Annotated in this window: 13 protein-coding genes; 6 read left to right on the top strand and 7 right to left on the bottom strand. The window is 36.6% G+C overall.

The genetic code is table 11. The features are described from left to right. Window positions 1-43: 43 nt before the first annotated feature. Complete coding sequence (locus BK579_RS05250; RefSeq protein WP_204524683.1) at window positions 44-1,051, bottom strand: glycosyltransferase family 4 protein; 1,008 nt, start codon at window positions 1,049-1,051, stop codon at window positions 44-46. Between the two features lie 75 nt (window positions 1,052-1,126). Continuing rightward, on the bottom strand, window positions 1,127-2,239 hold the full coding sequence (locus BK579_RS05245) for a cysteine desulfurase family protein (RefSeq protein WP_078544032.1): 1,113 nt from the start codon (window positions 2,237-2,239) through the stop codon (window positions 1,127-1,129). A gap of 267 nt (window positions 2,240-2,506) precedes the next feature. Here BK579_RS05245 and BK579_RS05240 point away from each other — a divergent pair, with 267 nt between their 5' ends. The 6 genes from BK579_RS05240 to BK579_RS05220 all read left to right on the top strand — a co-directional run bounded on the left by BK579_RS05240 (window position 2,507) and on the right by BK579_RS05220 (window position 6,371). Continuing rightward, on the top strand, window positions 2,507-2,857 hold the full coding sequence (locus BK579_RS05240; RefSeq protein WP_078544031.1) for a hypothetical protein: 351 nt from the start codon (window positions 2,507-2,509) through the stop codon (window positions 2,855-2,857). A 122-nt stretch (window positions 2,858-2,979) separates the two neighbouring features. Then, a complete protein-coding gene (locus tag BK579_RS26675) occupies window positions 2,980-3,105 on the top strand; it encodes a hypothetical protein (RefSeq protein WP_268876453.1) in 126 nt (41 codons plus the stop codon). A gap of 147 nt (window positions 3,106-3,252) precedes the next feature. Then, window positions 3,253-3,732, top strand: coding sequence for a stage V sporulation protein AC (gene spoVAC, locus BK579_RS05235; RefSeq protein ID WP_078544029.1), 480 nt, complete (start codon window positions 3,253-3,255; stop codon window positions 3,730-3,732). After that, window positions 3,732-4,739 carry a stage V sporulation protein AD gene (gene spoVAD / locus BK579_RS05230; protein WP_078544027.1) on the top strand — a complete coding sequence of 336 codons (1,008 nt, stop codon included), beginning with the start codon at window positions 3,732-3,734 and terminating at the stop codon, window positions 4,737-4,739. Before spoVAC ends, spoVAD begins: the two co-directional genes overlap by 1 nt. 15 nt (window positions 4,740-4,754) lie before the next feature. Beyond that, window positions 4,755-4,964 (top strand): DUF1657 domain-containing protein, encoded by a 210-nt coding sequence (locus BK579_RS05225; RefSeq protein ID WP_078544026.1) that lies wholly within the window; start codon window positions 4,755-4,757, stop codon window positions 4,962-4,964. A 120-nt stretch (window positions 4,965-5,084) separates the two neighbouring features. Beyond that, window positions 5,085-6,371, top strand: coding sequence for a homocysteine synthase (locus BK579_RS05220; RefSeq protein ID WP_078544024.1), 1,287 nt, complete (start codon window positions 5,085-5,087; stop codon window positions 6,369-6,371). Window positions 6,372-6,419: 48 nt separating this feature from the next. Here the strand turns inward: BK579_RS05220 and BK579_RS05215 are convergent, their stop codons facing one another. The 5 genes from BK579_RS05215 to BK579_RS05195 all read right to left on the bottom strand — a co-directional run bounded on the left by BK579_RS05215 (window position 6,420) and on the right by BK579_RS05195 (window position 12,685). Then, the gene (locus tag BK579_RS05215) at window positions 6,420-7,388 is read right to left on the bottom strand and encodes a nuclease-related domain-containing protein (protein WP_078544023.1); all 969 of its coding nucleotides are present in this window, start codon (window positions 7,386-7,388) and stop codon (window positions 6,420-6,422) included. A 397-nt stretch (window positions 7,389-7,785) separates the two neighbouring features. After that, window positions 7,786-8,955 carry a trans-sulfuration enzyme family protein gene (locus tag BK579_RS05210; RefSeq protein ID WP_078550404.1) on the bottom strand — a complete coding sequence of 390 codons (1,170 nt, stop codon included), beginning with the start codon at window positions 8,953-8,955 and terminating at the stop codon, window positions 7,786-7,788. A 174-nt stretch (window positions 8,956-9,129) separates the two neighbouring features. Beyond that, window positions 9,130-9,798 (bottom strand): ABC transporter ATP-binding protein, encoded by a 669-nt coding sequence (locus BK579_RS05205; protein ID WP_078544022.1) that lies wholly within the window; start codon window positions 9,796-9,798, stop codon window positions 9,130-9,132. Next, window positions 9,799-11,442: an ABC transporter permease gene (locus tag BK579_RS05200; protein WP_078544020.1), complete on the bottom strand. Its 1,644-nt coding sequence runs from the start codon at window positions 11,440-11,442 to the stop codon at window positions 9,799-9,801. It lies immediately after the preceding gene. Between the two features lie 127 nt (window positions 11,443-11,569). Next, a complete protein-coding gene (locus BK579_RS05195; protein ID WP_078544019.1) occupies window positions 11,570-12,685 on the bottom strand; it encodes a Fe(3+) ABC transporter substrate-binding protein in 1,116 nt (371 codons plus the stop codon). Between the last annotated feature and the right edge of the window lie 150 nt (window positions 12,686-12,835).

The following is a 12,835-nucleotide window of genomic DNA, read 5'->3' as shown; positions in this document are numbered from 1 at the left end:
TTTTGAGCAGTGATTCCTTATCGTTCTTATCGAATCACTCTGTTTAATTATTTGATGATTTTAGGGCATTTTTATAAATAGTTATAAAGCGTTCGGCTTCATATGTAGCAGAATGATTGGAATCAATATAGATTTCTGCATTTTTTCCAATTTTAGCCCTTAATTCGTTATTATTCACTAGTCTCTCCGCAAAATCAAGAAATTGAGCCTCTGTCGAATAGACCATTCCATTCTCTTCATGCGAAACAATACTCAAGTTTCCATGATTGCTTGATACAAGTACAGGAAGTCCATGTCCCATCGCTTCTAAAATCGCAGCTGGTTGCCCTTCTGAGTGAGAGGTATTTAATACAATATCACTTATTTGATATAGTGCTCCCATATCAGAATGAGGGAATGGACCTAGATATTTTACCCATGTATGGTGTTTATCTGCTAACTCTTCAACTACTTTTCCTTCTTCTTTTTCAAGAATTGGACCCACAATCCATAAGCGAATAGAAGGGATCTTAGTTTGCAGTTTCTCTAATGCTTCAATTGCAAATGGGATATTCTTTACCTTTCTAACTCCAGCTGGAAGTAGAAAAACAAGTGTTCCTTGTTCTTTTTTCAATTCTATCTTTTCCTCAGTAAATTGAGTCGTTCCTTGGGCGATTACATATATTTTATCTTCAAGTCCTTCAACTTCAGTTTGTAACATCTGTTTTGCACTCTCATCAAACACATGAATAGCTTTAGCCTCTGATAAAGAACGAACCACATCATTACGTCGATTATGATCAAATAGATCATGATTTAAATCAGTGCCAGTAATAGACAAAACATATGAATCAACTTTCGTTTTAAGTTTCTCTTTGAACTTTAAAAATTTGTAAGCATGAAATCCGTGAACAAGATCAGCGTCTGGGAGCTTCTCTACATCTCCATCTTCTGTCATAGAAACGATTTCAGTCTCTACACCTTTTTTCTCTAAGTTATCAGAGATCCTTTGAACAGTTACTGTATTTCCTCGTGGTTGGTGAAAATTTGGTGTAACTAAAACAACCTTCATCTCTGTCATCCTTTAAAAGCATTTTTAGACATCATTATAAGTCTGCATCAATTATTACGAAACTATTTCTGTTTGTCACATTTTTTGCTTGGAAAGTAGCAGAACGGCTCTATCAACTTCTTCTTTAGTTGTGAACCTTCCAAGACTAAAACGTATCGTTCCCTTTCCTGTAATTTCATCGACCTTCATCGCTTCAAGCACCGGAGACAATTGAACACTACCTGTATGACAAGCTGCACCAGTTGAAGCTGCTAATTCAGGAGTCCTTGCTAAAAGCTCTTGTCCAACTTCACCAATAAAGCTTACATTTAGCGTATTTGGTAGGCACTCATCTAACTTCCCATTTACAACAACCTTTTCTCCAAAAACCCTTCTTAGTTCTTCCCAAAAATAATTTTTCAAGGTATGTACATTCTCGTTTATTTCAGTTGCTAATTCACAAGCCTTACCAAGTGCTACAATTTGCAAAATATTTTCGGTTCCCGCTCTACTTCCACTCTCATGACCAGCACCATGGATAAACGAATCAATTCTAGTTCCTTTTCGAACAAATAAAGCCCCAATTCCTTTCGGAGCATATAGCTTATGACCTGCGATTGATAATAAATCCACACCCATCTCGTTAACCTTTGTCGGAATCTTTCCAATAGATTGAGCTGCATCGGTATGGAAAATCACGTTATTTTGCTTAGCAATCTTAGCTATTTCTTTGATCGGCTGTATCGTACCAACCTCATTATTTGCATGCATCACACTTATTAAAATCGTTTCATCAGTGATCGCTTGTTCGATTTCTTGAGGATTAACCTTTCCATACTGGTCAACATTCACATATGTAACCCGAGCTCCCAACGTTTCTAGAAAATTACAAGGACTAACTATCGCTGGATGTTCTATTTTAGTTGTAATAATATGATTTCCTTTATGCTTATTTGCAAAATAAACACCTTTTAATGCGTGATTGTTTGATTCACTTCCACCACTCGTAAATATGATTTCCTCTGTCTCACAACCTAGTAAAGCAGCTACCTGCTCACGGGACTTTACCAGTGCATTTTTAGCCTCAATTCCTGCCCAATGACTCGATGATGGATTACCAAAACCACTCTTCAAAAAAGGGACCATTGCCTCAATTACTTGAGGATCAATTGGTGTGCTTGCGTTGTAATCAAGATATATTTTATCCATTTCTATTCCTCACTTTTTCTCATCTTTTGATTTATTTTACTACAGCTTATAGTGATTTACATAAGAAAAGCACAAGCCCAGTTTTATGCTGAATAGCATTTAGACAACTTGCTTCAATCCAAGGTTTGAAGATCGATCTTTTAGGGGCAGGGCCCAAAACAAGGCTTTATATCTAAACCAAAGATTGTCAGTATAATCACGAATACATCAGTAAAAGTTATTATTGTTAACGATGATTTACACATTTTTAAAAAGGAAGTGCCTAATTTGAATTACTTACAATTGATTACAACTTTAGTTGATCGCGTTTTGCCATTAATGACTGGCAAAAAGAAGAAAAACAATAACGGTATGATCTGGGCTTCAATTATTGGTATCGTAGTCAGCTTAGCCGCTGTTCTGATTAGACAAAAACCTACTACTAATATGAAGGAACCTCTTCAAAATATGATGGAACCCATCCAAAAAATGGTTACTAATTTCAGACAAGGTGAAGAGAAGAAAACGACGACTTCTAATCTAATGCAACAACCGGCATTTGCTGAATTTGCGAATGAAATTAAGCCTAATGTTAATGGTAATGTTAATTTTCCAAATCCACAAAATAAACAAGATTAAAGAATTTTAAGCTGTCAATTTATTGGCAGCTTTTTTACGGGGATAATTGGGGAAAGTTGACTATTACTAAATCCTATATTAACGGTAAAAATAAAACTATATTTTATTGAAGGAGTGTATGTATGCCGGTATGGTTAGAAGTGATTGTCAGATCATTTACGGTTCTGATTGTTTTATTCTTAGTCGCTAAATTAATTGGTAAAAAACAACTATCAGAGCTAAATTCAGGCAGAAGAGCCTCAATATAACCAAGGTTAAACATACTACTTTTAAATACTCAAAATGGTTGGTCCTTGACCAACCCTTTTTATCTTATTTATATCGTAACGTATATTTTATCAACATCCATTCAAACTAAGTTTAGAAATATATATTAAAAGTGAGTTGAAAACTACATGTCAAATCAGAAAAGAAAAAATATAACTCCAACAAAACAGGAGTATTACCAGTTTGAAAAAGACCGTGAAACAAAACGTCCTGTGTTAATGAATTGTCTTAAAGCTTTCTTGGTTGGCGGGATTATTTGTAGTGTTGGGCAAGTTGTTCAGCTCTTTTATATTTATAATTTTAATTTCACACAACAAACAGCAGGCAACCCTACCGTTGCAACGATGATTTTCTTTGCGATGCTTTTAACCGGCTTTGGTGTTTATGACCACCTCGCTCAATTTGCAGGTGCTGGAAGTGCTGTTCCTGTTACAGGCTTCGGAAATGCGGTGATATCAGCATGTATTGAGCATCGAACTGAAGGATTTGTGCTGGGTGTAGGTGGAAATATGTTTAAATTGGCTGGATCAGTTGTATTGTTTGGTACCTTCTCTGCTTTTGTCGTTGCCCTTATTAAAACAATCTTAATTCAATGGGGTGTGATTTAATGTTGCAAGGACATCAAACATGGACCTTCGCTAATAAACCTGTGATCGTTTCTACAGGGACAGTTGGTGGTCCTTTTGAGGCAAATGGAAGAATCGCAGATGATTTCGATCTTTTACATGAAGATTTATGGCTCGGTGAAGATTCCTATGAAAAAGCACATAAGGTATTATTTGAGGAAGCTTACTTTAAAGCACTAGAAAAGGCTGGATTATCAAAAGATAAGGTTCAGTTTATTTTATCAGGAGATTTGATCAATCAAATTACCCCCTCTAGCTTTGCTGCGAGAACAATGAGTGCCCCCTATTTAGGACTGTTCGGAGCTTGCTCCACTTCCATGGAAGGGTTAGCCTTAGGTGCTCACTTAGTGAATTATGGAAGTGCAGAGTACTTATTAACTGGGGCAGCAAGTCACAATTCTGCAGTAGAAAAGCAGTTTCGTTATCCAACGGAGTACGGTGGTCAAAAGCCTCCTACCTCACAGTGGACAGTTACTGGAGCAGGTGTGGCTCTTTTAAGTAATAAAGGTGACGGACCGCGTGTGACCTCTGCAACCATTGGTCGAGTGGTTGATTTAGGAATGGCTGACCCATTCAATATGGGAGGTGCAATGGCTCCTGCAGCGGTTGACACAATAACAGCACACTTCCGTGATATGCAAATTGATCCATCGTATTATGATCTTATTGTAACAGGTGACTTAGGTCATATCGGTCATGAAATTGCTTTAGATTTATTGAATAAAGGCGGACTTAAAATGGATGAAACAAAATATCAGGATTGTGGCTTAATCATTTACCGTGAAGATCAACCTGTCTTTTCTGGGGCAAGTGGGGCTGGGTGCTCAGCAACAGTTACGTATGGACATCTTTTAAACCGTATGAAAAAAGGTGAATTCAAACGCATTTTAGTTGTTGCAACTGGTGCACTTTTATCACCAATTTCTTTTCAGCAAAAAGAAACAATACCTTGTATTGCCCATGCTGTTTCTATTGAATATGACGCTTAAAAGGAGTAAATAAATATGACTGTCGCATCACAGGTAAAACAAAATCTTGCTAGCTTAAAAGGTATACATGCCTCTCTTCAAGGCTTGGCCCTAAAATCTGTTGATGAAGAAGCACAAAGAGCTTTTCATGAAACTGAAACAATGATTGTCACTGAAATTATAAAAGATATCAAAACACGTGTTGGACAACTTGAAATGGAAGAACCACAATATAAAGGTTTTTAACATCCCGTATTATTTGCGGGTTGTTTTTTTATGTAAATTATTGAATTTTTATTGCTTATTAGAGGAGAAGTTATGTTAGAATTTTACTGACTATTTAAAAAATTGAAAGGGGAAACAAAAATGACTGAGAGAACATATGGTTTTGATACGATTGCTTTACACGGAGGTCAGCAGCCAGATTCAGCAACAAATTCCAGAGCTGTTCCTATTTATCAAACATCTTCATTTGTATTCAATGATTCTGATCATGCAGCAGATTTATTTGCTTTAAAAGAACCTGGAAACATCTATACTCGGATTATGAACCCTACCCAAGATATCTTTGAACAAAGAATATCTCAATTAGAAGGCGGAATAGGTGCTCTTGCTACATCTTCTGGTCAGGCAGCTATTACTTATTCAATCCTAAATATTGCTGAAACTGGCGATGAAATTATTGCTTCAAGCAGCTTATATGGTGGTACATATGCACTATTTGCACATACTTTACCGAAGATGGGGATAACCGTTCACTTTTTTGATGTTGATGATTTGGAAGATTGTAAAGCAAAAATAACTGACAAAACAAAAGCTGTTTTTATTGAGACAATCGGTAACCCTAGTATCAATGTTGCAGATATTGAGAGCTTGAGTAGGATTGCTCATGATAATAATATCCCTTTAATTGTTGATAATACCTTTGCATCTCCATATTTATGCCGTCCGATTGAGCATGGTGCAGATATTGTCGTTCATTCTGCAACGAAATTTATTGGCGGCCATGGAACTTCAATTGGTGGAGTCATTGTTGATTCCGGTAAATTTGATTGGAGTAGTGGTAAATTTCCTGGCTTCACCACCCCTGATCCAAGCTATCATGGCTTAGTCTATACAGAAGCACTTGGTGCTGCTGCATATATCGCTAAAGCACGTGTCACATTGCTTCGAGATACTGGTGCCTGCTTGTCACCATTCAACTCATTTTTATTCTTGCAAGGCTTGGAAACGCTTCACCTTCGAATGGAACGTCACGTCGAAAATGCCAAAGCGGTTGCGGAGTACTTGAAGGGTCACGAACTTGTTTCTTGGGTCAATTATCCAGGTCTTGAGGAAAATGACTATCATGCTTTAGCTAAAAAATACCTTCCTACAGGTGCTGGCTCTATTTTCACATTCGGTATTAAAGGCGGAGTGGAAGAAGGAAAAAAATTCATTAACAGTCTTCAATTATTCTCCCATTTAGCAAATGTCGGTGATGCAAAATCACTTGTTATTCATCCTGCTAGTACAACACATCAACAGTTGGATGAAGAAAGCCAAGTCAAAGCAGGTGTTACACCAGACATGATTCGTCTGTCGATTGGGTTAGAGAGTATTGATGATATCTTGTGGGATTTAGATCAAGCATTGAAGAGTAGTCAGGAGTAGTTTGGTTGATCAATGACCCGTTCAGCTCTTTGGAGGTGGCGGGTTATTTTAATGTGGTGGGAGGTAGTAGATTCGGCCTTTGTTTTTTCCGTTGTGGGAGAGGTTTTGTGACTGGAGTAACTTTTTCGCAATAGTAGAAGAATCAATTAATAAAAAGTCTCTAAGTTGCCTGTTTGTTATAACTGGGGAGATTAGTAGGGAATAATCTTCAATCGCTTCAAGATGTGCGTCTGGGTTTTTCCACTTGCATTTATTGCAATACCAATTCCCTCTGATTCTTTTCAGTGGATGATACTCGCAGTTTTGACAGATTACACCTTTAATTAATTCATGAGCTTTTATACGGTATTTTTCTAAAACTGAATATCTTAATTCAACATGCTGTCTTATTAAAATACGAGCCATTTTTTTGATTTCTTTTTCATTCATTACTTCTTTTGAGTAAATTTCATCTAGTTGGCTAACCTTAGCCGGGAGATTTATGCTATGTGTAACAATGTTGGAGATTTTCCGATGATCTGACGATGTTTTAATAACTGACTGAGGACTAGTGACAACCACTAATGGGCATACAGGTAGTTCCGGCTGGTTATGTCTTTTTAAGAATCCTTTTAATTGTAAGGAATGTTTTTGGACTTGAGATATAGGGTCTCCAAACCCGCTCTCTATTCCTTCTTTTGTTCTAATTAGCTGGTTGAATACTGAATCAAAGTATAGTGTTCCCATTATATTTTTTATTTCAACTGCAATCATCATCTTCTTTGATACGATTAGTGTATCGACTTGAAAAAAACGACCTCGCTCATCGGGTAATCGTAAATCATGAAGGATTGAGTACAACTGACTGTCTATAAAACTTAAATGATAGTCAAGAGACACTTCACCTTTATAACCTGCTTCTCTTTTTTTGAAGTCTTCAATGACTAATGAACGTCTTTCATGCTGTGGATGAAGTCTTTTAATTAATGCTTTAAGCTGGAGTAAAACCAATGGGTACGTTCGCTCCTTTAATATCATATTTCCAACTCCTTTCTTGATTTTTTTCAGTATACTTTTTAATTTTTTGGGGAGCAAACTAGCATTTTAATCATTTTGAATCATTTTATAGGTCATTTTTTTATTTTATTGAGAGATAATAGGGATTTTAGCTGTTCATGCTTTTAGTTTTTACGAATATTTACTACTAGGAAAAATTTATCAGTCTAATGCACCTGAATATCAGTCTAAATTGAAATATATCGGTCTAATTCGAAATTTATCAGTCCAACTAAAAATATATCGGTCTAACTCAAAAATGTATGTGTCAAGGGCCCTCCCGATAAAACACTACCCAACAACAAAAAGCCCACTCCCCAAATTTACCCAAGAGCACACAAACTAAACCCACTTCTCTCAATGAAAAGTGGGCTGGCTCTTATAGCACCTTCAAAGCCTGCAACACATCTGCCTTCAAATCCTCAATATGTTCAAGTCCAACAGAATATCTCACGAAATTCGGTGGAATCCCAGCTGTTTTCATCTGCTCCTCATTCAGTGCCCCTTCCCACATGGCAGCTGTATGAACGACTAGAGACTCGACTCCTCCGAGGCTCACTGCATTTAACGAAAGGTTCAGTGCTGATACAAATCTCTGGGTCGCAGCGTAGTCCCCTTTTACCGCAAAAGCGATAACCGAACCATAGCCACCTTTCATTTGCTTCAAAGCGAGTTCATGTTGTGGATGACTAACAAGTCCTGGATAATATACGTTTTCAATTTCTTCTTGATTCTCTAAAAATTCCGCCAGTACTAAAGCATTCGAATTGATTCGTTCCATCCTTACTGGCAACGTGCGTAAACCACGTAATAGTAGCCATGCATCCATGGGGGACAGGACAGAACCAATGGACGTGTGTGTATCCCAAATCATCTCCGCTAAATTATGACTTGTACAAATGACACCAGCTGTGATGTCACTATGACCTCCAAGATATTTTGTAGCACTATGTACTACCACATCGACACCCAAGTCATGTGGGCGTTGATTAAGCGGTGATGCAAAGGTATTGTCCGCCACAACCAGTATTCCATGTTTCTTTGCCAACTCCGTAACAGCTGCTATGTCTGTTAAAACCAACGTTGGATTTGCAGGTGTTTCAAGCATAATTAGCTTTGTATTCGGTCTAATAGCAGCTTCAAATGCAGTAAGATCCGTTTGTTCCACAATTGAAACTTCTACACCAAAGCGTGGTAACATTTCATCCATAATCTTCGTTGTGGACATATAGTGCCTTGTTTGAGCAATGACATGATCACCAGCAGACACTAGCGCTAATAAAGTAGTTGCAATTGCCCCCATACCAGAACCTGTGACAAGCGCTGTTTCTGTGCCTTCAAGTTCGGCCATAATTGCTTTTACTCGTTCATGTACGGGATTTCCATAGCGAGTGTAATATTGTGAGTGAAGAGGTTTGCTTGCCATCTCAGCAAATTCAGCCGAGTCTTGTGCAGGAAAAGTCGAGGAATAATATATAGCTGGTGCAACTGTACCATCTTTTTTTACCCAATCATGATCTGCGTGTAAAACGAGTGTTTCTTTATACATGTCTGTATCTTTTTTCAATTTTATTTCGCTCCTTTAATTCTCTGCTGTTATTTGTCGATTTTAGTAAATATTCTCTATTTTAAAAATAATTCCTGCTTTAAATTAAAAAGAACTGCAGATTTACAGTTCTTTCATAATTAAATTATATCTAACGTGAAAAACTTCCCTCGGACTCTATTCCCTCAAATGATTGCTTTTCACTATACCTTTTTCTATATACACGATTCGGTCCGCCAAAGCAGTTGCGTCTTCTTGGTCATGTGTGACAAAAATGGAGGTGATTTTTGTTTGTTTAAGAATCGATTTTAATTCATCTCTTATTTTCACTTGAAGGCTTGCATCTAAATTACTAAATGGCTCATCAAAGAGAAGTAGAGATGGAGCTGGTGCTAATGCTCTTGCAAGTGCTATACGCTGTTGCTGCCCTCCACTTAGTTCGTAAGGATAACGCTTTTGATAGTCTGAAAGATTTACGAGTTCTAGCATTTCTTCAAGACGCTCCTTCTTTTTCTTTCTTGTCATGTGTCGGAGGCCAAATTTAATATTCTTTTCAACTGTCATATGTGGGAAGAGAGCATAGTCCTGAAAAACCATACCTATCCCTCTTTTTTCTGGAGGCGTAAATGTTTGATGGTCAACCATGGTTTTTCCATTAATTGAAATAATCCCTGACTTTGGCGTCTCTAGTCCCGCTATTAATCTAAGAACCGTACTTTTACCACTTCCACTCTCCCCAAGAATGGCAACAATTTCACCCTGTTCAATCTTTAAGGAGAAATCCTTGATTGTTGGTTCACTAGATTTTTTATATTGGTACCTAAGTTTTTCAATTTGTACAATCAATTAATTTCGCTCCCCTCTATCAAGAACCTTATGAAAGAAATAGATACATATCCCGCTAATTAGGATGATTAACAATGATGCAGAAGCTGCCTCACTGATCATTTCATCATTTGCATACCGAAATGCTCTTGTTGCTAGTGTTTGAAAGTTAAATGGTTGTAGCAACATCGTTAATGGTAGCTCTTTTAAAATATCAACAAACACTAAAATAAACCCACCTATAATAGCTCCTCTTATCATTGGAATATCAACTTTGAAAAATGTTCCTAATGTCGAAGAACCCAGAGTTCTTGATGCTTCAGTGAAAGTGCTGCCTACTTTTTCAAAGCCAGCTTCAATAGAATTATACCCCACGGCTAGGAATCGGATAATGTATGCAGAAATGAGCATGACGATACTAGTCCTTAGTACGAAGGTGATATCAAATGAAAGCATGGTAAACAAAGTAGATAAGCTACGATCTAACATTAAGAATATGGTAATAACACCAATGGCAATCACTGCTCCAGGTACAGAATATCCTAATATCGTTATTCTAGATAAAATTCTAGGTAATACTCCTTTATGTATTCGTGAATAATTTGCAATAATTAATCCGATGATGACAATAAGCAAAGCAGCTGTTGAAGCAGCAAAAAATGAATTTTTGATTAAAGTAAAGAATTCTTTAGATAAGATTCGCTCGTACGTCATAATCATCCAAAAGAACAATTGGACAAAGGGTATAATGAACCCAAGACTAAAAATAACCAAACAGTAACTAAACACCCCCCAAGCTTTTACCCCCTTCAACTTCTTCTGTCGAATTGGGCTAACTTTTGATGTTGAATAACTATACTGTTTTCGTCCGCGAATAATCTTTTCAAGCATTAGAATAGCAATTACAACTACCATCAATGTGCCTGCTAGTTTAAAGGCAGATTCTTTATCGCCCATGGCAAACCAGGTTTGAAAGATGGAGGTAATAAATGTTTGGATGCCGAAATATTTTACTACTCCATAATCATTGATGACTTCTAGCATAACAATTACAACGCTACCGACAATAGCTGTTCTCGATATAGGCAGGACAACCCTGAAAAATGTTTCAAGAGAATTCGCACCTAGTAGCCTAGCATTTTCAATAATAGAGGAAGATTGATTTTCGAGAAAACTTTTCGAAATTACATAGACATATGGAAAGAGAAACATCGTAAAGATAAAGATTGTCCCTTCCATTGACATCATACTGAAATACTTTTGATTTACTTGAATATCAAAAGTATTGCGAAGTGTTGTTTGAATAAACCCGGTGTAATTAACCATCCCCTGATAAGTGTATGCTCCAATAAAAGGCGGAATCGCTAAAGGTAAAATTAAACCCCATTTAAAAAAGTTACGAAGTGGAAACGAGTACACCGTAATCATCCAAGCTAAACTAGTACCAATGATGGTTGTTGTTACTCCAGTAAAAACTAGTAGAATAGTTGTATTATAAAAGATATCTAGTAATAAGAACTCCTTAATATGGAACCAGTTCTCATTTGGCTCTCCAAAAAAATTTACCGCTATTAATATATTGGGTAATAAAATGATTAGTATAAAAATAAAGCTAAGTACGGCCCACATATTCAGTTGTGTTTTTACTAGTTGAATAATCCTCATTTAATACACTCCTACGATCCGGTAACTTATTATCTTAAGTATATCTAACATTTACTTGAAAGTGAATATCGTTCTCAAATAAAAAAACTGAACCATATCTGATTATGGTTCAGTTTTTTTAAAATATTTACTTCCAACCTACTTCATTGAAAATCTGAATTGCTCTTGTGTTGTTATCACCAAGAATCGTTAAATTAATATCTTGCTCTTTGAATGCTCCCCAAGATGTTAATGTTTCTGTAATTGCTGCGTTTGGATTCACTGGGTATTCATTATTACCTTCAGCAAAAAGCTCTTGTGCTTCTACATTTGAAAGGAATTCGATAAACTTAACTGCATTGTCTACGTTTTTCGCATGTTTTACAACAGTAGCTCCACTGATATTAATATGTGTTCCTGTTGTATCTTGGTTCGGGAAAAATACTCCTACTTGTTCTGCTACTTTCACTTCTTCTGGGTCAGTAGAATTTAATAATCTTCCTACATAATACGTGTTTGAAATAGCCACATCACCTTCACCAGCAACTACCGCTTTTACTTGATCGGTATCTCCACCTTCTGGCGTTCTGGCCATATTAGCTACAATTCCTGCCGCCCAATTCTTCGCTTCTTCCTCACCGTTTAACTCAATAAATGAAGCTAATAAAGATTGGTTATAGATATTTTCAGACGAACGAATAAGTACACGTTCTTTCCAAGTGTCCTCAGTTAATGCTTCATATGTTGAAAGTTCTGATGGATCTACACGGTCTTTTGAATAAACAATTACACGCGCTCTTTTCGTTAATCCAAACCAATGGTTTTCATCATCACGAAGTTTTTCTGGGATATTTGATGTTAATACTTCACTTTCAATTCCCTGTGTTAAGCCGTCAGCCTTTAAACGAGCTAAATTACCTGCATCTGCTGTAATAAATACATCGGCTTCAGTTGCTTCTCCTTCATCTTTTAAGCGTTGAACTAACTCATCTTTCCCTGAGATTACATTTACTTTTATTCCTGTTTCTTCAGTAAACTTTTTATAAAGTTCTTCATCAGTATCATAGTGTCTTGTTGTGTATAAATTCAGGACACCAGCTTCCTGTTCATTTGCCACTTGTTCTGTTGTTTCTTCTGTTTTTTGTTCTGTCTCTGTTGTTTCTTCTGCATCCGTCTTTTCTTCTGCTGCTTGTTTACAACCCATTAAACCAAGAACAAGAAAAGATAGAAGTAATACAAATAATACTTGTTTAAAACGGTTCATTTCTCTGTTTCCCCCTAAAATTATGTATTGAGAGAATGAATTTCATTCTCAATATACTTTATTATATTAATAATGATAATCATTGTCAACTATAGTCTGTAGCTTCTAAAAAATAAAAGGCATAAGTTGTCCTATTTTTATCGGTCAACT

The sequence above is a fragment of the Litchfieldia alkalitelluris genome, assembly GCF_002019645.1.
Taxonomy (GTDB): domain Bacteria; phylum Bacillota; class Bacilli; order Bacillales; family Bacillaceae_L; genus Litchfieldia; species Litchfieldia alkalitelluris.
The sequence above is the reverse complement of the archived record's forward strand: the minus strand, read 5'-3'. Positions and strand labels throughout refer to the sequence as shown.